The organism is Mesorhizobium sp. WSM4307 (assembly GCF_007003945.1).
Lineage (GTDB): Bacteria > Pseudomonadota > Alphaproteobacteria > Rhizobiales > Rhizobiaceae > Mesorhizobium.
Window position 1 is genome coordinate 1 of the sequence record NZ_VFTB01000012.1, and the last position, 19990, is coordinate 19990.

Genomic DNA, 19990 nt, shown 5'->3' on the forward strand with positions numbered 1-19990 from the left:
CCCCCTTGTTGGGAGGTAGGGAGGCAGGCGGCCGCTACTTCTGCGGCGCCTGGTCGATGATCGACTGCATGGTCTCCTGTGCGTTGGCGATGGCGCCATCGACATCGTCGCCGAAGAAGACCTCGTTGATCATCTGCGTCCAGGGGCCGTTGGCGGAGTTGATCAGGTCGTTGAACACCACCGAATAGGGCGTCTTGCCCTTGGCCATGGCCTCGGCGGCGACCTGGTAGCGCGGATCGAGATCCTTCAGCGCGTCCTTGGCGATGTCGCCGCGCACCGGCAGGCTGCCATATTTGGCGAGGATGGTCTGGCCTTCCAGCGAATAGGCGAAATCCAGGAACTCCTTCACCACGGCGAGCTTCTTGGTGCCCTTGGTGACGACGAAATTGTCGCCGCCGGCAAAGGACGACCAGCCGCCATCCTTGCCCGGAAGGAAGGTGACGCCGTAATCGACATTGGGATACTGGGTGTTGAGCGCGCCGATGGCGAAGGCGCCGGAGGGCGAGATGCCGATATTGCCGGCGGCGAAGGCGGCAAAGAAGTTGGCGCCGGTGTCGGTCTGCGCGCCTGCCGGCACCAGGTCCTTCTTGACCATCGAGCGGTAGAGATCGATGGCGCCGCGCAATTGCGGGCTGTCCAGCGTCGCCTTGGAGCCGTCTTCGCTGAGGATGTCGCCGCCCGAGGCCCAGATCAGCGGGGTGAAGGTGAAGATGTTGCAGCCGCCGCAATTGCCGGAGAAGTAGAAGCCCTTGATGTTGCCGCCAAGCGCGTTGACCTTCTCGGCGTCGGCGGCGATTTCGGCCCAGTTGGCGGGGCCTTTTTCAGGGTCGAGGCCGGCCTGCTTGAACAGCTTCTTGTTCCAGATCAGCACCGAGGCGTCGGCCGAGAAAGGCAGGCCGTAAATGTGGTCCTTGTAGGTGCCGGTCTTGACATGCGCCGGCGACAGGCTGGCGAAATAGGGCAGGGACTTGGCCCAGTCGGTGATGTCCTCCAACTGCCCGGCGGCGGCGAATGAAGGGGTGTAGATCAGGTCGAGCGACAGCGCGTCGGGCGCTGTCCCGCCGGCGGCGGCGGCGCCATATTTCGGGATGATCTCGGCATTGGGGATGATGTCGAGCTTGATCTGGTCCTTATGCGCCTTGTTGTAGGCATCGACGATGCGCGGCATGAAATTCGAGCCGTCGGCGCGCACCCAGATGTTGGCGGTGTCGGCGGCGGCAGCGCCGAGACCACCGCCCAGTACGGCAGCGGCCAGGGCCAGTTTGGCAATCACGTTCCTCATGTTCTCCTCCTCCAAGGGTTGGCCGCGGTGCGCGGCTTGGCGCGGTCACGCGGCGCTGCGTTTTCAGCCGTCCGGTGGGCGGCCACAGGACTGACGCACCACCAGCCGGCACGGCAGTTTTCGAATGCCCGGCGCGGCGGGCTGACCGCCGACCAGGGAAAGCAGGGTCAGCCCGGCCTCGCGCCCGAGGGCGACCAGGTTCATGTCGACCGAGGTCAGCGGCGGACGCGTCGCTTCGGCGACGATCTCCCAATTGTCGAAACCGATGACGCCGACATCGCCTGGAACGTCGAGGCCGCGCTCGCGCAAGGCATCGATGACACCGCGCGCGATCTGGTCGTTGCCGCAAAAAACGGCGTCGGGCCGTTCGCTCTTGCCGTCGAACAATTGCGCCACCGCTTCATGCCCCCAGGCTTCCGACCAGGCGCCGAGCAGCGGCGCGGTGACCGGCAGCCCGTTTTCGGCGAGCACGTCGCGATAGGCCTGGGCGCGGGCGTGCACCACGGCAAAGCTCGCCGGCCCGCTGACATGGGCGATGCGCCTGCGCCCAAGCCGGCAGAAATGTTCGACCGCCAGCCGCGCGCCGCCGGCATCGTCCGAGACGAAGGCGACGGCGTCGGGATCGGGCTGGGTAAAGGCATAGATCACCGGGATGCGCAGATTGGCGAGATCGACGGGCAGATGGCGGTCGATGCGCTTGCCGGTGGCGATGATGCCGTCGACGCGCTTGTCGAGCATGGCCTCGACATGCAACTGGCCCAGCCGCGGATCCTCCTCGACATTGCACAGGAACACCGAGACGCCATTGTCGACCAGCGCGTCCGAAATGCCCGACATCAGCGGCAGCGAGAAGCGGCCATAAGTATCGTTGGTGAGCAGGCCGACGGTGAAGGAGCGGCGTCTGAGCAGGCTCTGCGCCAGGCTGTTGGGCCGGAAGCCCAGGCTCCGCGCCGTCTCGCGGATGCGCTCGCGCGTCTCGGCGGTCATGCGCCCCTGGTCGTTGAGCGCCTTCGAGGCCGTGGCGACGCTGACGCCGGCCCGCGCCGCCACGTCACGCAAGGTGACGGGCTTGGGGAAAACCGGAACAGGCTGATCGTCCGATGCCATCGAGAATCCTGAGTTGGGAAAAGGTTTTCTCTTACAGGCCGGAGCATGGCCCGGCCAATGGCCGAGCCCGATCGGAACTGTTTGGAAAAACCTTTTCTCAAGTCGAGGCTAAGCCAGATCGGGAGATCGTTCAAGGGGAAAGTTGACGTCCGTGATCGCTTCGCCGCAAGGGTCTGCCGAAGAGCGACGCCAGGCGACATTTTCCAAAGTACCGACAGAACGGCCGTTGGGCCTTAACGTTTCCGCAAGCATTTCCCCGTTAGTTCGGTTGCCATGGCCTCGTGGCGGAGCGGCTACGCTGGAGACGGCAAATCTCTGAAGCCTCGGTTCGATCCCGAGGCGAGGCCTCCAAAAACCCTACAGCCGAGAATCTGTGCCCGACCTTCTGGCACACTGCGCATGGATCTGCCGCAGATCTGGGCCATCGTCGATGTCTTGACTGGCCAGCCAGGCGTGATCAGGCAAGAGATGATGGTCGGCATGAGCCCGCGCGAGGCCGAGGACATGGTCGTGCAGATGAATGTAGGCGACATCAGGAGAGGGCGGAGCGCAAGGGTTGAACGTTCCGGGGTGGGCCAAGGCCCGCAACACCAAAACAAGAAGGATTCCCGTGAGAGCGAGCCTGAGGCAAAAGATACTGGAGGTCTGCGACCGCAAGATTTCCGAGAAAGGGCCCGCCGTCGGCCTGTCGTTCTACGCGTTTTTCGCCAACAGGAATGACGACCCCGAACTGCTGATGGAAGCAGCGGAATGGTGGATCAGGACCCACCGCCTCGACCATTTCGAAAAAGCCGCGAAGATACGGACGATGATCGAGGACATGGACCTCGGCTGATCAGCCGAAGTCGTCGGATGTCAGCACATACATGCTCTTGCGCGTACGGCCGTAGGCCTTCGACGCAACATCGCGGATGACGCTGCTCTCGGTGTCGAACGTTGCGAGGTAGCCCGCTTCATCGGCGCTGGTTCGCGGCTGGATCTTGCTCATCGCATCGACGGCAACCGAGAAGGAAATCTGGAACATGCCGTCATGGCCGACGAAGCGGATGCGCTTGCCGGCTTCGTCATAGCTGCGGCTGCGGTTGGGGAAGGTCAGGCTCATGTTTTTGCCTCCGTTGCGGCGGCCTTCTTGGTCGCCCGCTTCTTCTTCGGCGTCGGGTTCAGGGCTTCGGCGACGCGATCCGCCTCTTCCTTGGCCAGGCGCAATGTCCTGAGCTTTGCGGTCTTGATCTCCCTGGCCCGCGCCTCGGACATGTACTCGGCGGTTGCCTTGTTGCGCTCCGCCGTCTTCTTCTGCTTGTCGACGAAGCGGGCTTCAGCTTTTTCCATGATCGTCTGATTGCCGTCAGTCATCGCATAAATCTCCTTGGGGCTGGAATCGAGAAAATGAACTTGTCCGATAAATAGGCATCCGACCGGCAAAATTCAATTTTTTGAATTATTTGACCGCCTCCGGATATCACGAAACGGCAGGCCGAAATAATACTTTTCAATATTTAATCGCCCTGCGAATAATTTTTGGCACTCCTATCTATCGAGTGCCAAAGCGCCTATAGGAAGGGCGCGGCCGCCTAAGCCGGCCCCAGAAAGAAGTTTTCATGAAGTTTCGGCCACTCCACGACCGCGTCGTTATCCGGCGCGCCGAAGGCGATACCAAATCCAAGGGCGGCATCATCATTCCCGACAATGCCAAGGAAAAACCGCAGGAAGGCGAAATCATCGCCGTCGGCCCCGGCGCACGCGACGAAAACGGCGCGCTTGTGCCGCTTGACGTCAAGGCCGGCGATCTGATCCTGTTCGGCAAATGGTCGGGCACCGAGGTCAAGATCGACGGCGAGGACCTTCTGATCATGAAGGAAGCCGACATTATGGGCGTCATCGAGAAGAGCGTCGAAGCCAAGAAGGCCGCCTGACTGGAGCGCCGCGCCTTCCGCGCGGGGTTCGTCCACTCCAAATTCGAACGGGATTGAAAAAATGTCTGCCAAGGAAATCAAATTCGCCACCGACGCGCGTGACCGCATGCTGCGCGGCGTCGAGATCCTCACCAATGCGGTGAAGGTCACGCTCGGCCCCAAGGGCCGCAACGTCATCATCGACAAGGCCTATGGCGCGCCGCGCATCACCAAGGACGGCGTCACCGTCGCCAAGGAAATCGAGCTTGCCGACAAGTTCGAGAACATGGGCGCGCAGATGGTGCGGGAAGTGGCCTCGAAGACCAACGACCTCGCCGGTGACGGCACCACCACCGCCACCTTGCTCGCCGCCTCGATCCTGCGCGAAGGCGCCAAGCTGGTTGCCGCCGGCATGAACCCGATGGACTTGAAGCGCGGCATAGACCAGGCGGTCGCCGCCGTTGTCGTCGAGATCAAGGCCAAGGCGAAGAAGGTCAAGTCGTCGGCCGAGATCGCGCAGGTCGGTACCATCGCCGCCAATGGCGATGTAACCGTCGGCGAGATGATCGCCAAGGCGATGGACAAGGTCGGCAATGACGGCGTCATCACCGTCGAGGAAGCCAAGACCGCCGAAACCGAACTCGATGTCGTCGAGGGCATGCAGTTCGACCGCGGCTATCTCAGCCCGTATTTCGTCACCAATGCCGACAAGATGCGTGTCGAGCTGGAAGAGCCCTATGTGCTCATCCACGAGAAGAAGCTCGGCAATCTGCAGGCTATGCTGCCGATCCTCGAAGCGGTGGTGCAGGGCGGCAGGCCGCTGCTGATCATCTCCGAGGACGTCGAGGGCGAGGCGCTGGCCACGCTGGTCGTCAACAAACTGCGCGGCGGCCTCAAGGTCGCGGCCGTCAAGGCCCCGGGCTTCGGCGATCGCCGCAAGGCGATGCTGGAAGACATTGCGGTGCTGACCGCAGGCCAGATGATTTCCGAGGATCTCGGCATCAAGCTCGACAACGTCACCGTCGAGATGCTCGGCCGCGCCAAGCGCGTGCTGATCGACAAGGACACCACCACGATTGTCGACGGCGCCGGCACCAAGGCCACCATCCAGGCGCGCGTCGCCCAGATCAAGGGCCAGATCGAGGAGACGACCTCCGACTACGACAAGGAAAAGCTGCAGGAGCGGCTGGCCAAGCTGTCGGGCGGCGTTGCCGTCATCCGCGTCGGCGGCGTCACCGAGTCGGAAGTCAAGGAAAAGAAGGACCGCATCGACGACGCGCTGAACGCGACGCGCGCGGCGGTCGAGGAAGGCATCGTGCCCGGCGGCGGCGTCGCCCTGCTGCGTGCAAGGTCGGCACTATCGGGCCTCAACGGCGCCAATGCCGATGTCACCGCCGGCATCTCGATCGTGCTGCGGGCGCTTGAAGCGCCGATCCGCCAGATCGCCGAGAATTCCGGCGTCGAGGGCTCCATCGTCGTCGGCAAGCTCGCCGACGGCAAGGATCACAATCAGGGCTTTGACGCCCAGAACGAGACCTATGTCGACATGATCAAGGCCGGCATCGTCGACCCGGCGAAAGTGGTGCGCACCGCGCTGCAGGACGCCGGCTCGATCGCAGCGCTTCTGATCACCGCCGAAGCGATGATCACCGACATCCCGGCCAAGGATGCGGCACCGGCGGGTGGCGGCGGCGGCATGGGCGGCTACTAAGGATGCAGCCGGCCTTGGAGGGTGGTTCATAGAAGTCACCTTTCAGCCTGACCTGAATCCGAGCCGGCTTCAGGAGCCGGATCTTGCCGCCGGGGGATTTTCTCCCGGCGCGCAGGCCTCTAGCCGATGAGATCGATCCATGATCGTGTTCGCGCGGAAGCCGCAGACGGTCGTCACGACCGAAACCACCGAGGACAACCGCTTCGACCGCATCCGCAGGATTGCCGCCGACAAGCACTAGAAATCGGATTCCGACACGGCCGCACCACAAAAGGGCGAGCCCAAGCGCCCGATGTAAAGCCGCGCCCGACGCTACTGGCCGTTCAATCTCAGCACCACATCGCGCGTCAATGGCGCGAGCTCGATGCCGTTGGCCGAGCGTGGCCCAGCCAGGCACCTTCCTGTCGGCGCTATCGGCGTGTTCGGTATTGTCATTATATTAGCTTGAGCGCATATTTGCCCGGCAGCGTGCCCTTGGCCGCCAACGCGTCCCAGGGCGCCTGCGATTGTTCCGAAAAATAAATCACTCCGTGCCGCTCGAATTGTGGGGCAGCACGAGACAATGACATTTGGAGGAAATACCCATGAAAGTGACTATCTTGGCAAACTATGCGCCTCATGCCGCCAAAGGGTTGATGGAAGGCTCGGACAGGCAGGCCGCGGTCAAGGCGCTTTTTGAAAGCGTTGGCGGCAAGGTGAGCAGCGTGATGTTCACGCGCGGCATCTATGACGTCGTTGTCAATGGCGAGGTGCCGGACCAGTCAGCGGGGATTGGCATGTCCCTTGCGGTGCGAGCGAGCGGCTCGCTGACCGAGATGGTTGTACTGGAAGAACTCGACATGAAGGCGGTGCTCGCGGCCGCCAAGAAGGCAGCCGGCGCGTACAAACCCGCCGGCTGATGGACTTGCCTTCTTGATCACGGCAGCACGGTTCGATGCCGTGCTGCCGAGTGTCGGACAGGGCATCTTCTTGCGACTTTCGCGGCGACTGGAATTCAAGCTAGTATCGTCGCGTGGTCGTTTGGTGCAGAGAGCTTGCGGAAACGCAACCGCGATTCTGAATTGGGAGACAAGCCATGTTCGCGGCCAAGGCCATCGACACCTCGGACAAGGCCGCTTTCTATCGCGACCTCGCCGCTCAGTTGAAAGCGCTGCTCGAAGGCGAGAGCGACTCGATCGCCAATGCCGCCAACACCGCGGCGCTGATCTTCCAGATGGTGCCGGACCTCAACTGGGCCGGCTTCTATTTCCTGGCCTCGGACGAGGAGCTGGTGCTGGGACCCTTCCAGGGCAAGCCGGCCTGCGTGCGCATCGCGGTCGGCAAGGGCGTGTGCGGTACGGCGGTCCAACTCGGCACCTCGATGCTGATCAAGGACGTGCATGATTTCCCGGGCCATATCGCCTGCGACGCCGATTCGCGCTCGGAACTGGTGGTGCTGCTCGAGGACGATGAAGGCGTGTTCGGCGTGCTCGATCTCGACAGCCCGCTGCCCGGCCGCTTCGACAAGGAAGACCAGGCCGGCATCGAGACGCTGGCGGCGATCTATGCGGCCGCGAGTTCGTTCGAGGACTGAGCGCCCGTTCTGTTCCGAGCCGGAGGTTCTAGGCACGATCGCCCAGGCGGAAGAACATCGCCAGCTTCAGGCTCGTCGCGATCCGTTCGGCCCGGTCGACGAACACCGCGGCGATTTCCGGGCCAAAGAGTTCGGCGGCCGTCCGGCTGAACATGGCCAGCCAGATATCGAAATCGGCCTCGGTCACGTCCCCGAGCTTCAGGTGCGCCGGCACCGGGCGGCCATGATAGTCACCCGTCTTGAGGATGACCGAGCACCAGAAGTCGGTCATCTTCTCGAGATGCGGTTCCCAGTCGCCGGGAATCTCGCGCGCGAAGATCGGTCCGAGACGTTCGTTCTTGCGCAGTCGCGCATAGAATTCGCGAACGAGCCGGCCGATCGCAGCCCGATCGACGCCTGCATGATGCAACGGCTTCTCCGGGGCCGGACGCGCATGATCCGCCTGCGACGATTTCAATGTCATTGCAGAAGCCCTGTTGTTGTCGTGATCAGGAAATGCCCAGCCACCGGATGGCGGCTTGCACGAGATTGAGCCGGTCGCGCACAAGGCGGAATCCCAGATTGTCGGGCGGCGTGCCGACGGCGCAACCGCCGCTTTTCCCGTCCCTGATGAAGTTCGACATATAGGTGCGATGGAAACCTTCCACGACATGAACGCCGCAATTGTCGATCGAGCTTGCAACGCCGGCGCCGTCGGCGGCTTCCGTCGTATGGACGTAACAGGTGGACGTCCACTCCCAGACATTGCCGGCAATGTCGGCCACCCCCTTGGAATTGGGTCCAAATCCGCCCCTGGTTCTCGGCTCGGGGTCGGATTTTCGTCCAAGCGAAGCCTCGGTGCGATATTGGACGAGCCAGCGCTGCGCCGGATTGTTGGGGTCGGTCTCGCCAGCCTCGATGTCACCGCGAAAGCGTTCGCCCGCTGCATAGGCCCATTCCATGTCCGTCGGCAGGCGCCATGCCGATCCGGTCTCGGCCGATAGCCAGTCGGCATAGGCCTCGGCATCGATATGGCTGACGCCAGTAACCGGAACATTGCCGCTGCCGCGGCCATCGGCCGGCTTGCAGGCGCCGGCCATGACGCAGCGCCGGTAGTCCGAAGCGCTTACCTGGTATTTCATGATCTCGAAAGGCTCCGCCACCGTTGCCCGGACCACGGGAGCACTGACCGGGTGGTTCTGCCTGAGGAATTCGCCTGGCAGCGGATGGGCGAACGATCCGGGCGCGAGGGTGATGAGTTCGGAGCGTATCAGGAGTTCCTGATCCGGCGCCGGGCGCCAGCCGACGGCGCCCGTCGCGCCCAGCGTGAACAGGGCGCAAGCCAGACCTCCGAGAGCCAGGATGGGATTGAGGGGCATTGCAGTTTTCCCGCGTTCGCGGCCCTGCAGGATTGGCGCAAGGCCGCGTCTACCTTAGGACCCGAGGCGGCAATCAGGACGTAATCGCCCTTGGCGCTTCGACCTGCATCATCAGGTCGTCGTCCCAGCTTCCGTCGACCGTGAAATGCGCGGTCGCGCCGAGTTCCACCGCCTCGATCAGATTGTGGTTGACGTAGGCGTAGACGCCCGGCTGCAGGAATGTGTAGAGGGCTGCGCCGGCCGAACCCCCGCGAATGAACCAGGTTTCGAGGTCCTTTGCCGGCGGGTTCGCGAACTTGCCCTGTTCCCACACATGGTCGCCATGTCCACCAATCAGATGCGGACGCGTGTCGCGATTGGCCTGCGAATGGACGATCAGGACAGTCTCGCCGACCTTGGCCTTCATGGCGTTTTCGCCGGCCAGCGATCCCGCCTTGCCGTTGAACACGACATGGGTGGGGATCAAGCCACGCATGACTTTCACCGTGTCATCGTAATTGTCGCCGGCCGAGTCATACTTCTTGAATTTACCCTGCTCGTCGCGGGGAATGTAGAAGTCACTTTCGCCGATGTAATAGATATGGTCATAGCGGACCGACTTGCCCTTGTCGTCCTTGAGCCCGTCACGCGGCAGGATCATGATCGCTCCGTTCATGCCCGAAACGACATGCCAGGGGATCATCGGACCGCCGGGCGCGCAGTGGTAGACGAAGGTCCCCGAGCGCGTCGCCTTGAAGCGCAGCGTCGTCTGCTCGCCGGGATTGACCAGGGTCAGCGCACCGCCGCCGAGCCCGCCGGTGGCGGCATGGAAGTCGATGTTGTGGGCAAGCGTGTTGGTGTCGGGGTTGATCAGCGTGAGCTCGACATAGTCACCCTCATGCACGACCATCAGGGGCCCCGGAATCGAGCCATTGTAGGTCATGGCGTTGAGCTGGGTGCCGTCGGCGTCTATCACCATCGGCTTCTCTTCGATGGTCATCGTGAATTCGACGACCTTGGGACCGCCTTTGGCCACCTGGTCGTGGGCATGGACGAAAGGCGGCGCGACCAATGTCACCTTTTCCCGCGGCAAGCCGGCGACTTCCTTGGCGCTGGCCATGGCCGGCATGGAGCCGACCGTCGCGACGGCCGCAGCCGCAAGAACAGACCCCAACAGTGCTTCGCGTCTCGTAAGCATTTCCCGCTCCTTTTCTGAACCGTTCGATGCCTGGAGAATAAGCCTTTCCACCAGGACTTCTTTGCGCTGGCGCAAATTTGAAATTTAGTTTGCCTTGATCTGGTTCATCTGGGAGGCAACGACGGCTGTTCGGAGACCGGCAATCGCGGGCGAATGGAGATACCCGCCGGGCGCCAAAACGCCGTGGGAGTGACGGTGCCGAAGCCGCCGCCACTCCCACAAGACTTCGCAATTCCAATGTCGAGCGCGGACGAACCTGTCTGTCCGCCCGGCCGTCGGCCTCGATCAGTTCGCCTTCGCCACCTGAGCAAACAGCGTGGGGAACACGGTCTTGGCCTTGCCGACCTGCTTGACGGCCTGCGCCGCGTCGAGATTCACGGGCTTGCCGACCACGATCAGCGCCACCATGCCCATCCCGTAATGCGGGCTGCATTTGACGCCGTAGACGCCTTCCTGCGTCATGGTGACAGTGGTGGTTTCACCCATCTTGCTTTTGATTTCCTGGGCGCCGTCGGGAAGCATTCCCTTGATGGTTTCGACATTGTGGGTCTTGTCGCCGGGCACGAACTTGACCGTATCGCCAGGGGCCGCCTTGATGAAATCGGGCTGGAAGACCATGGATCCCTTGTCTCCCTTGGTCAGCAACTGGACGACGTGCTCTTCGGCGTTTGCGACGCCGGCGAGGGCGAGCAGGGCGGCGGCCGCGGCAATCAGGTGGAATTTCATGGGTAAAGTCCTTTCTTCGGTGCATCACGGCTCAAACCGTTGCAGCCTTCTAGCCGACAGCACGGACAGGCGATTTGCGCTGGCGCAAACTGGCGCACGAAATATAGACTGGCTGCCGGCGTCATCTGGAGCCGTGTGCAGCGAGGGTTTGGGGTTGCCGCTTGACCGATCGATCATCGCGAGGCTTTCGCTGTTCGAGGGCCTGGGGCCCGCGGAGCTGGACAGCATTCTGAGGGATGCCCGGTCCGTGCGGTTTGCCAAAGAAGCCGCGATTTTCGAGCAGGAGGCCGAGGCGCGTTCATTCTACGTGCTGTTGGCGGGACATATTCGCGTCGTGCGGACCACGCCCGACGGGCGCCAGGTGATCGCCCGCTACATCAGTGAGGGCGAAATATTCGGCGTTGCCGCCGCACTCGGCCGGCTGACCTATCCGGCAACCGCGATCGCGGCGGTCGACTGCGTGGTTCTGGTCTGGCCGAATGCCGTGTGGCCGGACCTGTCGTCCCGGTTTCCCGTTCTTACCGCGGGAACATTCAAGACGGTCGGCGCGAGGCTGCAGGACACGCAGGCGCGCGTGATGGAACTGGCCACCGAACAGGTCGAGCAACGCGTTGCCAGTGCGCTGCTGCGGCTGGTGAAGCAGACGGGGCGCAAGACCGATGCCGGCATCGAGATCGACTTCCCGATCTCTCGCCAGGACATCGCCGAGATGACGGGGACGACCTTGCATACGGTGAGCCGGCTGCTGAGCGCCTGGGAGGAACGCGGGATCATCGTCAGCGGCCGCCAGCGTGTCACCGTCACCGACGCGCATCGCCTGGTGATGCTGGCGGAGCATCGGGACGGCTGACCGGCCCGCCGGCGACGGCGCGTTCAAGACCTTTCAGGAAATCGGCTTCGTCAATTCGATGATCCCGGCAGGCCTCGGCAATCGAATGGAAGGGAGCGATGTGGCAGCCCACGCAGTGCATCCCGTGCCGGATCAGCACGGCAACGCTTGTTGGCCATCGTCGCATGACGTCGTCCATGGACATGTTCGGATCGATCCGCATGGCGTCTCCTTCGTGGTTCTCCCCATACTTCGACCGTAGCAGAGCCGGTTGGTCGGTCGTTGTGCTGGCGCAAGGAAAGAGCGCGTCGGAAACTGGAGTGAGATGCGGCCAGGCAACCCAGCCGACGTCCCTGCGGCCGCCAGCATCCGAATTCTCACGGGAGGCTTGGCGAGCTAGGCGAACTTCACCAGCATCAGGCTGAAGCCGCCGATGAACAGGAAGGCGCAGAAGGCGAGCGCCAGCGGGCGCAGGCCGCGCGACCGCAGCTGCGAAATGTCGGCCTGCAGACCCATGGCGGCCAGCCCCATGGTCAGCATGATGGTGGTGGCGAGCGCCATGGCCGACTTCACTTCGGCGGGCACGGTGACCAGGCTGTTCAACGCCACGACGGCGACGAAGGCGGCGACGAACCACGGCATGGGCGGCCGTGCCGCCGATTGGTCGCGGCTGCCGCGCCGTGCCATCAGGCCGAGTGCGATGACCGTCGGCGCCAGCATGGCAACGCGCGTCAGCTTGGCCACGGTGGCGATCTCGCCGGACTGGGTGCCGTTCTGGAAGCCGGCGCCGATGACCTGCGCCACCTCATGGATGGAGGCGCCGGCCCACAGGCCGAAAGCGTGCTGGTCGAGGCCGAGCGCGGGGGCGAGCAGCGGGAAGGCGAGCATGGCGACGGTGCCGAACAGCGTGATCGAGGCGACGGCATAGGTGACGTCCTCGTCGCGCGCATCGGTGACGATGTTGGTGGCGACGATGGCCGAGGCGCCGCAGATCGAGGTGCCGGCGGCAATCAGCTGCGCCAGCTTGGCGTCGACGCCGATCAGCCGGCCGAGCGTGACGGTGAAGAGGAAGGTGGCGCCAAGCGTCGCCGCGACAATGCCGACACCGCCGGCGCCGATGGAGACGACCTGGCCGAGCGTCAGCTGGAAGCCGAGCAGGACGATGGCGAAGCGCAGCAGGCGCTTTTGCGAGAAGGCGATGCCGGCCTTGGCGTGCGCCGGCGTGCCGAGCACGTTGGAATAGACCATGCCGGCAACGACGGCCAGGATCATCGGGCTGAACAAAGCGAAGCCGGAGACATTGTGCGCCGAGAAGGCGACGGCCGTGATCATCGCCACCAGCACGATGCCGGGGATAATGCCGTTCCACACCGAATCGAGCCGCTTGCGGCCTGCGGCGAGGTCGGTGGAAATCATGCTTTTCGAAATATCGTTCGCGACGCGGGTGGCGGATGACAATGCGATTCTCCAGACATGTATGCCGGAGGAATGCCATTCCTCAAACGATCTTTCCAACGAATTGTTATGGTCAGAATGATCGATTTTTGCGAACGATCGGCGCTGACCAACGTTGGCGCTGCCTCTCATCCGCCTGCCGGCCGTTCGTCTTTCGAAAAGCCAAGCAATTGGCTTTTCGTCCGCTGCGCGGATCAGTCCTCAACTCCCTGTGGAATGGGGAGAGGGGAGCTGGCCTCATCAAAGCTGTGCTTCGATGGCCGCCTTGTCGATCACCGACCAGACGTTCCTGATCCGATCGTTCAGAAATTCATAGAAAACGTTCTCGCTGAACGAGACCTTGCGGCCGTTGATGGGCAGGCCGAAGAAGGTTCCCTTCGGCGTGCAGTTGAACTGCAGGCGGCTGGCTATGAACGGTGGTTGGGCAATCAGCAGCTGGACATCGAAATAGAGATCAGGAATTTCCCGGAAATCCCGCTCCAGCATGGCGCGGTAACCCGATAGGCCGACGCGCTCACTGTTGTAGTGCACCTCGTCATGGACGAAGAGATGCAGCCGCGCCCAATCCTGATTGTTGAGGCAGTCGATATAGCCACGATAGAGGTCGGTTTCTGTCACCGCGACGGCTCCGGGGTTTCTTCAATCGCGTTCCGGCAGGAAAATAGAACGACCGCGGGCGCAGTCCAGACGTTCTAGCCGCGATAGCGCAGCGCATCGACCAGCAGCGAGAAGGCAGGCGTCGCCTGGCGACGGCTGGGGTAGTAGAGATGGTAGCCAGGGAAGGGCGGGCACCAGTCTGCCAGCACCCGCACCAGCCGGCCGTCGGCAAGATGCGCGCGCACCTGATCCTCCGGCAGGTAGGCAAGGCCAAGGCCGGCCAGCACCGCATTCATGCGCAACCCCGCCGTGTTGAAGATCAGCTGGCCTTCGACGCGCACCTTCAGTTCGCGCCCGGCCTTTTCGAATTCCCAGGCATAGAGCCCGCCATAGGTCGGCAGGCGCAGGTTGATGCAGTTGTGGGCGGTAAGTTCCTGCGGCGTGCGCGGCCTCGGCTGCCGGGCGAAATAAGCGGGCGATGCAACCGCGGCCATGCGCATGTCGGGGCCGATGCGCACCGCGATCATGTCGTGCGCCACCTGTTCGCCAAGCCGCACGCCGGCGTCATAGCGCTCGGCGACGATGTCGGTCAGGCCGTAGTCGACGATGATCTCGACCTTGAGGTCGGGATAGTCCGGCATAAGCCGCGCGATCGCCGGCCACAGCACCGCCTCGGCGGCGTGCTCGCCGGCAGTGATGCGGATGGTGCCGGCGGGCTTTTCACGCAGGGCGCTGAGCGCGGCGAGCTCGGCCTCGATCTCGTCGAGCCTTGGCCCGACGGAGCGCACCAGGCGCTCGCCGGCCTCGGTGGGCGCCACGCTGCGCGTGGTGCGGGTCAGCAACCGCACGCCCAGCCGCTCCTCCAGCGCGCGCACCGTGTGGCTGAGCGCCGATTGTGAGACGCCGAGCTGTGCCGCCGCCCGCGTGAAGCTTTTTTCGCGCGCGACGGCGAGGAAAGCGGCCAGCTCGTTCAGATTGTCTCGCGGCATTGATGAGTTTTCCTCATAAGTACATGCCGGGTATAGCATCTAATCCAGGCCAATCGCAGGCGCTAAATAGACGCCATCACAATTGGCTGCCCGAACTCGGCGGCCTTGAAGGCCTGGGGCAGCGTGCTGCCTGGCGTCGAGAAGGAGAAACCATGGACATCAAGCGAAGCGGCTCGCAGCCTTCCGCAAAAGGTCCAGCCGACTATTTCACCGGCACGGTGCGCATCGACGCACCGTTCAAGGGCAGCGAGCCGGCCCGCGTCGGCGGCGCCACCGTGACTTTCGAACCCGGCGCGCGCACCGCGTGGCACACCCATCCGCTCGGCCAGACGCTGATCGTCATGTCGGGCGCCGGCCTGGTCCAACGTGAGGGCGGCCCGATCGAGCCTATTCGCCCCGGCGACATCGTCTGGTTCGCGGCCGGCGAGAAGCACTGGCATGGCGCGGCACCGACAACAGCGATGACCCACATTGCCATCGCCGAGGCCCTCGAAGGCAAGGTCGTCGACTGGATGGAGCATGTTACCGACGAACAATACGGGGTCTGAGCAAGCATCAGCGCTTCGCTTGGACCGATGCCGCAACGAAGGAAACCACCATGATCGATAAACCAGTGCCGCACAGGAATCCGTTCTCCGATATCGCGCCCGCGCTCGGCAGATACACCGACGAGGTGCTGTTCGGAGATGTCTGGAAACGGCCCGGCCTTTCGCCGCGCGACCGCAGCCTCGTCACCGTCGCCAGCCTGATCTCGAACTACCGGATCAACGAGATGCCTTTCCACATGAAGCGGGCACTCGACAATGGCGTCACCCGCGACGAACTCATCGAAACCATCACGCATATCGCCTTTTACGCCGGATGGCCGGTTGCAAGCACGGCGATCGGCGTCGCCCGGAAGGTTTTCGAACAGGCGGATGCCGAGAAAAAGGAATAGGAAATGCCTTGGTCGAAGGATGAACTCGGGAGGATCGCGGCAACCGACGATCTGCATATTTCGCCTTTGCGCGATGACGGCGTGACCCTGGGCACGCCGACCTGGATCTGGTCGGTCGTCGTCGACGGCGCGCATTATGTGCGCGGCTACAACGGCCGGCAGTCGCGCTGGTATCAGGCCGCGATCAGGCAGAAGGCCGGACGTATAACTGCCGGGGGCCTGACCAGGGACGTTACCTTCGAAGCAGTCGAGGGAACCGTCAACGCCCGCATCGATGACGCCTACCGCGCGAAATACGCAGCCAGCCCTTATCTCGCACCGATGATCGCGGCGCGCGCCCGCGCCGCCACGGTGCGGATCACACCGAAGGAGAATTGAAGATGCAAAAGCGCACACTTGGAACAAGCGGCCTCGAAGTCTCGGCCATCGGGCTCGGCTGCATGGGGATCAGCCAGTCCTACGGGGCGCCGATGGAGACGCCGGATGCCGTTCGCCTGATCCGTTCCGCCTTCGAGCGCGGCATCACCTTCTTCGACACGGCGGAGGTCTATGGGCCGTTCAAGAACGAGGAGGTCGTCGGCGAGGCGCTGCAGCCGATCCGCGACCAGGTGGTGATCGCCACCAAATTCGGCATCGACATCGCCGGTACGGCCGGACATGAGGGCATGGACAGCCGGCCGCAGCATATTCGCGAGGTCGTCGAGGCCTCGCTCAAGCGGCTGAGGACCGACCGGATCGACCTGCTCTACCAGCACCGCGTCGATCCGGTCGTGCCGATCGAAGAGGTGGCGGGCGCGGTGAAGGACTTGATCGGCCAAGGCAAGGTCAAGCATTTCGGCCTCTCCGAAGCCGGCGTGCGCACCATCCGCCGCGCCTATGCGGTGCAGCCGGTCGCCGCCCTGCAAAGCGAATATTCGCTGTGGTGGCGCGAACCCGAGGAGGCGATCCTGCCGGTGCTCGAAGAACTGGGCGTCGGCTTCGTGCCCTTCAGCCCGCTGGGCAAGGGTTTCCTGACCGGCGCCATCAATGCCGATACCAGGTTCGACAGCAGCGACTTCCGCAACACCGTGCCGCGTTTCGCGGAAGAGGCGCGCAGGGCGAACCAGGCGCTGGTCGATGCGATCGTCGCCATCGCGGCGCAAAAGAAGGTGACCCCGGCGCAGGTCGCGCTCGCCTGGCTGCTGGCGCAAAAACCCTGGATCGTTCCGATCCCCGGCACGACGAAGCTCAACCGCCTCGAGGAGAACATTGGATCGGCCTCGGTCGCGCTGACGGCGCAGGATCTTGCCGACATCGAAAACGCGGTCTCGGCAATTGCCGTGCAGGGCGAGCGCTATTCGCCGCAACAGGCGGCGAGGATCGACCGCTGAAGCGTGCGCGCGCTCTGTGACCGTGTAGCCATCCGGCGGATTCCTTCAGGACGGTCGAGTTCGCCATGAGCTGGCCCGATGAGGCCGACATCAACGAGATCCTGTTCAGGCCGACGGCGCAAGAGCACTAAGTTCGAAAGTCTGGGCTAATCCCCAAGCCTTGACGCCCCGCGCCTCATGTTCCAGCTTGGCGTCGTGTTCGCTCTCGCGCCCACAAACAGCACGCGACGCCGCCCATTGCGGAGCGGCAAGCTGATTGCGCGACGACAAAGGCCGGCAGGATAGATCCGGTTCGTTCGTTTCCAGCCCCGCCCGCGACAACGCCGGCGGGGTTTTGCATATCTGGAGCATTGTGATGACAAATTCTTCCATCCGGTTTCGGCCGGCCGAAACCGGTGACACCGCCGCGATCAGGGACATTGTGCGCGCGGCCTATGGCAAATGGGTGCCGGTGATCGGCCGCGAGCCGCTGCCGATGCGCGCCGACTACGGGAAGGCCGTTGCCGAGCATCCGTTCGAGCTCGCCGTCGACGGCGGCCACATCGTCGGCATGATCGAAACCATGCTGGCCGACGATCATCTGTGGATAGAGAATGTCTGCGTCGCGCCGCCGGCGCAGGGCAGGGGGATCGGCCGGCTGCTGCTGGAGCGGGCCGAGTGGAAGGCGCTCGAAGCAGGCCGCCAGGAGCTGCGCCTGCTGACCAATGGCGCCTTCGAGGCCAATGTGTTGTTGTACAAAAAGCATGGCTATACGATCGACCGGGAGGAGCCGTTCATGGGCGGCATGACGGTCTATATGAGCAAGAAATTGACGCGATAACGGACAAATCGGAGGCATGGATACGACGATGGCTGCCAAGGTCAAATTGAGGCAACTTCCCGGGCCGTACGCGATTTCGCGGCTCGGGTCGGGCGACGGCATTCCCGGCTGGGCGGACGGGCCGGGCTTCGTCAGCATCACCCGGACCGACGACGAGCTTTCGATCACGTGCCTGCAGGATCGAGTCCCAGGCGCGGTCAAGCACGACGGCGACTGGGTCGCCTTCAAATTGCAGGGGCCCTTTGCTTTCGACGAAACCGGCATCGTGCTGTCGGTCATCCAGCCGCTGTCGGAAAACGGACTGGGCATCTTCCTGGTGTCCACCTTCGACGGCGATCACCTGCTGGTGAAGGCCGGGGATCAGGACGCGGCGCGACGGCATCTGGTCGAGGCAGGACACACGCTGCTGTAGTCCATCCCAGGCCATGGAAAACGGCTGGGTTCTCTGGCCCAACGCCTCTGGCTCAATGACTGGCGCGCTGGCTCAACCATTTCGGGGGTTGTGTTTGACAGCGGCGTTTGTGCATCGTTATTTCTGATCGGATATGACGGCCGGAACGGCCTTGCGGCACCCCAAGGAGAAAACCATGTCACACAATCTGCAGTTCTACATCGACGGTGCGTGGGTCGATCCTGTCGTGCCCAACACGCTCGATGTCATCGATCCGTCGAACGAGGATGTTTTCGCGCGGATCTCGCTGGGTTCCAAGGCCGATGTCGACAAGGCGGTGGCCGCCGCCAGGCGCGCCTTCAATACGTTCGGCTTCACCTCGGTCGATGAACGCCTCGACATGCTGAACCGCGTCATCGAGGTCTACAAGAAGCGCTCCAGGGACCTGGCGCTTGCCGTGTCGCGCGAAATGGGCGCGCCGCGCCAGATGGCGCTCGACAGCCAGGTTGGCGTCGGGCTGGCGCATCTGGAGAAGATGGCGGAGACGCTGAGGACCTTCCAGTTTCGTCACGTCAAGGGGTCCTCGCTCATCGTCAAGGAACCGATCGGCGTCGTCGGCCTGATCACGCCGTGGAACTGGCCGCTGAACCAGATCACCTGCAAGGCCGGCCCGGCACTTGCCGCCGGCTGCACCATGGTGCTGAAGCCGTCGGAAATCGCGCCGCTCGACGCCATCATCTTCGCCGAGATCATCGATGAGGCCGGCGTGCCGAAGGGCGTGTTCAATCTCGTCAACGGCGACGGCCCCGGCGTCGGCCAGGCGCTCTCCAGCCATCCCGACGTCGACATGATGTCGTTCACCGGCTCGACGCGGGCCGGCATATTGGTGGCCAAGGCCGCCGCCGACACGGTCAAGCGCGTGCACCAGGAACTGGGCGGCAAGTCGGCCAACATCCTGTTCCCGGATGTCGACCTCGCCCGCGCCGTCACCAAGGGTGTCGCCGGCTGCTTCGGCAATAGCGGCCAGTCCTGCAATGCGCCGACCCGCATGTTCGTGCCGCGCGACCGCCATGACGAGGCCGCCGGTTATGCCAAGGCGGCGGCGGAAAAGTTCGTGGTCGGCCCCGCCGATGGCGCCAACACCAAGCTTGGCCCCGTCGTCAGCCAGATCCAGTTCGACAAGATCCAGGACCTGATCCAGGCCGGCATCGACGAGGGGGCGACGCTGGTCGCCGGCGGCCCCGGCCGCCCGGCCGAACTCAACCGCGGCTACTATGTCAGGCCGACTGTGTTTGCCGACGTCACCCACGACATGCGCATCGCGCGCGAGGAAATCTTCGGGCCGGTGCTGGCGATCCTGCCCTACGACACGGTCGAACAGGCGGTCGAACAGGCCAACGACACCGTCTACGGCCTTGCCTCCTACATCCAGGCCAAGGACATCCAGAAGGCCCGCGACGTGGCGGCACGCATGCGCTCCGGCAATGTCTACATCAACTATCCGGCCTGGGACGCCGGCCTGCCCTTCGGCGGCTACAAGCAGTCGGGCAACGGCCGCGAATACGCCGAATACGGGCTCGAGGATTTCCTCGAGATCAAGGGCATCGCCGGGTATGAGGCAGCGGAGTAGGCAGGGCCTTAGCATCGACCTTCCAGGAATTGGGTTCCTCGCCCCCGCAAAGCGGGGGAGAGGTGGCCGCGAAGCGGTCGGAAAGGGGGCTGCGGCGCTGGATGTTTCTGCTCAATCACCTAGGGCCGCGCCATCCCCCGCTCCGT

The 19990-nt window shown here is 63.6% G+C and carries 25 protein-coding genes and 1 pseudogene; 14 read left to right on the forward strand and 12 right to left on the reverse strand.

The genetic code is table 11. From position 1 onward, the window contains the following. Positions 1-34: 34 nt before the first annotated feature. Both FJV83_RS27000 and FJV83_RS27005 read right to left on the reverse strand, forming a co-directional pair. The gene (locus tag FJV83_RS27000) at positions 35-1282 is read right to left on the reverse strand and encodes a sugar ABC transporter substrate-binding protein (protein WP_095774920.1); all 1248 of its coding nucleotides are present in this window, start codon (positions 1280-1282) and stop codon (positions 35-37) included. A 63-nt stretch (positions 1283-1345) separates the two neighbouring features. Further along, positions 1346-2389, reverse strand: a complete 1044-nt coding sequence (locus FJV83_RS27005; RefSeq protein ID WP_095774919.1) for a LacI family DNA-binding transcriptional regulator — start codon at positions 2387-2389, stop codon at positions 1346-1348. 610 nt (positions 2390-2999) lie between these two features. Between FJV83_RS27005 and FJV83_RS27015 the strand changes: the two genes are divergently transcribed. Continuing rightward, on the forward strand, positions 3000-3224 hold the full coding sequence (locus FJV83_RS27015; RefSeq protein WP_095790466.1) for a DUF6500 family protein: 225 nt from the start codon (positions 3000-3002) through the stop codon (positions 3222-3224). Here FJV83_RS27015 and FJV83_RS27020 read toward each other — a convergent pair whose 3' ends face one another. Further along, on the reverse strand, positions 3225-3491 hold the full coding sequence (locus FJV83_RS27020; RefSeq protein WP_095774917.1) for a DUF1488 domain-containing protein: 267 nt from the start codon (positions 3489-3491) through the stop codon (positions 3225-3227). Next, positions 3488-3742, reverse strand: a complete 255-nt coding sequence (locus FJV83_RS27025) for a hypothetical protein (RefSeq protein WP_142885429.1) — start codon at positions 3740-3742, stop codon at positions 3488-3490. The genes FJV83_RS27020 and FJV83_RS27025 overlap by 4 nt, the downstream gene beginning before the upstream one ends. Positions 3743-3987: 245 nt before the next feature. Between FJV83_RS27025 and FJV83_RS27030 the strand changes: the two genes are divergently transcribed. From FJV83_RS27030 to FJV83_RS27045, 4 genes are all read left to right on the forward strand, one after another. Further along, positions 3988-4302 carry a co-chaperone GroES gene (locus FJV83_RS27030; RefSeq protein WP_095774915.1) on the forward strand — a complete coding sequence of 105 codons (315 nt, stop codon included), beginning with the start codon at positions 3988-3990 and terminating at the stop codon, positions 4300-4302. Positions 4303-4363: 61 nt separating this feature from the next. Further along, positions 4364-5992, forward strand: a complete 1629-nt coding sequence (gene groL, locus FJV83_RS27035) for a chaperonin GroEL (RefSeq protein WP_095793896.1) — start codon at positions 4364-4366, stop codon at positions 5990-5992. Between the two features lie 584 nt (positions 5993-6576). Next, a complete protein-coding gene (locus FJV83_RS27040) occupies positions 6577-6891 on the forward strand; it encodes a GYD domain-containing protein (RefSeq protein ID WP_095774913.1) in 315 nt (104 codons plus the stop codon). A gap of 176 nt (positions 6892-7067) precedes the next feature. Next, a complete protein-coding gene (locus FJV83_RS27045) occupies positions 7068-7565 on the forward strand; it encodes a GAF domain-containing protein (protein ID WP_095774912.1) in 498 nt (165 codons plus the stop codon). 28 nt (positions 7566-7593) lie between these two features. Here FJV83_RS27045 and FJV83_RS27050 read toward each other — a convergent pair whose 3' ends face one another. The 4 genes from FJV83_RS27050 to FJV83_RS27065 all read right to left on the reverse strand — a co-directional run bounded on the left by FJV83_RS27050 (position 7594) and on the right by FJV83_RS27065 (position 10826). Beyond that, a complete protein-coding gene (locus FJV83_RS27050) occupies positions 7594-8028 on the reverse strand; it encodes a group III truncated hemoglobin (RefSeq protein WP_142885430.1) in 435 nt (144 codons plus the stop codon). Between the two features lie 25 nt (positions 8029-8053). Beyond that, positions 8054-8923, reverse strand: coding sequence for an SUMF1/EgtB/PvdO family nonheme iron enzyme (locus tag FJV83_RS27055; protein WP_095790461.1), 870 nt, complete (start codon positions 8921-8923; stop codon positions 8054-8056). 73 nt (positions 8924-8996) lie between these two features. Then, positions 8997-10100, reverse strand: a complete 1104-nt coding sequence (nirK, locus tag FJV83_RS27060; protein WP_142885431.1) for a copper-containing nitrite reductase — start codon at positions 10098-10100, stop codon at positions 8997-8999. A gap of 285 nt (positions 10101-10385) precedes the next feature. Beyond that, positions 10386-10826 (reverse strand): pseudoazurin, encoded by a 441-nt coding sequence (locus FJV83_RS27065; protein WP_095774909.1) that lies wholly within the window; start codon positions 10824-10826, stop codon positions 10386-10388. A 154-nt stretch (positions 10827-10980) separates the two neighbouring features. Between FJV83_RS27065 and FJV83_RS27070 the strand changes: the two genes are divergently transcribed. After that, positions 10981-11676: a Crp/Fnr family transcriptional regulator gene (locus FJV83_RS27070; RefSeq protein WP_142877951.1), complete on the forward strand. Its 696-nt coding sequence runs from the start codon at positions 10981-10983 to the stop codon at positions 11674-11676. Here FJV83_RS27070 and FJV83_RS27075 read toward each other — a convergent pair. The 4 genes from FJV83_RS27075 to FJV83_RS27090 form a co-directional block, all read right to left on the reverse strand. Continuing rightward, a complete protein-coding gene (locus FJV83_RS27075) occupies positions 11627-11878 on the reverse strand; it encodes a DUF1858 domain-containing protein (RefSeq protein ID WP_142885432.1) in 252 nt (83 codons plus the stop codon). The genes FJV83_RS27070 and FJV83_RS27075 overlap by 50 nt on opposite strands. 173 nt (positions 11879-12051) lie before the next feature. After that, positions 12052-13113 carry a YeiH family protein gene (locus FJV83_RS27080; RefSeq protein ID WP_142885433.1) on the reverse strand — a complete coding sequence of 354 codons (1062 nt, stop codon included), beginning with the start codon at positions 13111-13113 and terminating at the stop codon, positions 12052-12054. A gap of 237 nt (positions 13114-13350) precedes the next feature. After that, on the reverse strand, positions 13351-13728 hold the full coding sequence (locus tag FJV83_RS27085; protein WP_142885434.1) for an ester cyclase: 378 nt from the start codon (positions 13726-13728) through the stop codon (positions 13351-13353). 74 nt (positions 13729-13802) lie between these two features. Continuing rightward, positions 13803-14696, reverse strand: a complete 894-nt coding sequence (locus tag FJV83_RS27090) for a LysR family transcriptional regulator (protein ID WP_142885435.1) — start codon at positions 14694-14696, stop codon at positions 13803-13805. A 152-nt stretch (positions 14697-14848) separates the two neighbouring features. Here FJV83_RS27090 and FJV83_RS27095 point away from each other — a divergent pair, with 152 nt between their 5' ends. The 8 genes and pseudogenes from FJV83_RS27095 (at position 14849) to FJV83_RS27130 (ending at position 19844) form a co-directional block, all read left to right on the forward strand. Further along, complete coding sequence (locus tag FJV83_RS27095) at positions 14849-15244, forward strand: cupin domain-containing protein (protein ID WP_095793888.1); 396 nt, start codon at positions 14849-14851, stop codon at positions 15242-15244. A gap of 50 nt (positions 15245-15294) precedes the next feature. After that, positions 15295-15633: a carboxymuconolactone decarboxylase family protein gene (locus tag FJV83_RS27100; RefSeq protein WP_142885436.1), complete on the forward strand. Its 339-nt coding sequence runs from the start codon at positions 15295-15297 to the stop codon at positions 15631-15633. 3 nt (positions 15634-15636) lie between these two features. Next, positions 15637-16011, forward strand: a complete 375-nt coding sequence (locus FJV83_RS27105) for a DUF2255 family protein (RefSeq protein WP_142885437.1) — start codon at positions 15637-15639, stop codon at positions 16009-16011. A 2-nt stretch (positions 16012-16013) separates the two neighbouring features. Further along, positions 16014-17003: an aldo/keto reductase gene (locus FJV83_RS27110; RefSeq protein ID WP_142885438.1), complete on the forward strand. Its 990-nt coding sequence runs from the start codon at positions 16014-16016 to the stop codon at positions 17001-17003. Between the two features lie 35 nt (positions 17004-17038). Then, positions 17039-17134, forward strand: a pseudogene (locus FJV83_RS37110) (oxidoreductase); the annotation flags it as partial. Positions 17135-17355: 221 nt separating this feature from the next. Beyond that, on the forward strand, positions 17356-17823 hold the full coding sequence (locus FJV83_RS27120; protein ID WP_142885439.1) for a GNAT family N-acetyltransferase: 468 nt from the start codon (positions 17356-17358) through the stop codon (positions 17821-17823). Between the two features lie 28 nt (positions 17824-17851). Beyond that, the gene (locus tag FJV83_RS27125) at positions 17852-18235 is read left to right on the forward strand and encodes an ACT domain-containing protein (protein WP_142885440.1); all 384 of its coding nucleotides are present in this window, start codon (positions 17852-17854) and stop codon (positions 18233-18235) included. Positions 18236-18410: 175 nt separating this feature from the next. Then, positions 18411-19844: an aldehyde dehydrogenase family protein gene (locus FJV83_RS27130; protein WP_142885441.1), complete on the forward strand. Its 1434-nt coding sequence runs from the start codon at positions 18411-18413 to the stop codon at positions 19842-19844. Positions 19845-19990: the final 146 nt, after the last annotated feature.

Bases quoted from the DNA above. Each gene is read 5' to 3' on its own strand.
- FJV83_RS27000 (WP_095774920.1), bottom strand. From the start codon at position 1,282: ATGAGGAACGTGATTGCCAAACTGGCCCTGGCCGCTGCCGTACTGGGC.
- FJV83_RS27005 (WP_095774919.1), bottom strand. From the start codon at position 2,389: ATGGCATCGGACGATCAGCCTGTTCCGGTTTTCCCCAAGCCCGTCACC.
- FJV83_RS27020 (WP_095774917.1), bottom strand. From the start codon at position 3,491: ATGAGCCTGACCTTCCCCAACCGCAGCCGCAGCTATGACGAAGCCGGC.
- FJV83_RS27025 (WP_142885429.1), bottom strand. From the start codon at position 3,742: ATGACTGACGGCAATCAGACGATCATGGAAAAAGCTGAAGCCCGCTTC.
- FJV83_RS27030 (WP_095774915.1), top strand. From the start codon at position 3,988: ATGAAGTTTCGGCCACTCCACGACCGCGTCGTTATCCGGCGCGCCGAA.
- groL (WP_095793896.1), top strand. From the start codon at position 4,364: ATGTCTGCCAAGGAAATCAAATTCGCCACCGACGCGCGTGACCGCATG.
- FJV83_RS27040 (WP_095774913.1), top strand. From the start codon at position 6,577: ATGAAAGTGACTATCTTGGCAAACTATGCGCCTCATGCCGCCAAAGGG.
- FJV83_RS27045 (WP_095774912.1), top strand. From the start codon at position 7,068: ATGTTCGCGGCCAAGGCCATCGACACCTCGGACAAGGCCGCTTTCTAT.
- FJV83_RS27050 (WP_142885430.1), bottom strand. From the start codon at position 8,028: ATGACATTGAAATCGTCGCAGGCGGATCATGCGCGTCCGGCCCCGGAG.
- FJV83_RS27055 (WP_095790461.1), bottom strand. From the start codon at position 8,923: ATGCCCCTCAATCCCATCCTGGCTCTCGGAGGTCTGGCTTGCGCCCTG.
- nirK (WP_142885431.1), bottom strand. From the start codon at position 10,100: ATGCTTACGAGACGCGAAGCACTGTTGGGGTCTGTTCTTGCGGCTGCG.
- FJV83_RS27065 (WP_095774909.1), bottom strand. From the start codon at position 10,826: ATGAAATTCCACCTGATTGCCGCGGCCGCCGCCCTGCTCGCCCTCGCC.
- FJV83_RS27075 (WP_142885432.1), bottom strand. From the start codon at position 11,878: ATGCGGATCGATCCGAACATGTCCATGGACGACGTCATGCGACGATGG.
- FJV83_RS27090 (WP_142885435.1), bottom strand. From the start codon at position 14,696: ATGCCGCGAGACAATCTGAACGAGCTGGCCGCTTTCCTCGCCGTCGCG.
- FJV83_RS27095 (WP_095793888.1), top strand. From the start codon at position 14,849: ATGGACATCAAGCGAAGCGGCTCGCAGCCTTCCGCAAAAGGTCCAGCC.
- FJV83_RS27100 (WP_142885436.1), top strand. From the start codon at position 15,295: ATGATCGATAAACCAGTGCCGCACAGGAATCCGTTCTCCGATATCGCG.
- FJV83_RS27105 (WP_142885437.1), top strand. From the start codon at position 15,637: ATGCCTTGGTCGAAGGATGAACTCGGGAGGATCGCGGCAACCGACGAT.
- FJV83_RS27110 (WP_142885438.1), top strand. From the start codon at position 16,014: ATGCAAAAGCGCACACTTGGAACAAGCGGCCTCGAAGTCTCGGCCATC.
- FJV83_RS27125 (WP_142885440.1), top strand. From the start codon at position 17,852: ATGGCTGCCAAGGTCAAATTGAGGCAACTTCCCGGGCCGTACGCGATT.
- FJV83_RS27130 (WP_142885441.1), top strand. From the start codon at position 18,411: ATGTCACACAATCTGCAGTTCTACATCGACGGTGCGTGGGTCGATCCT.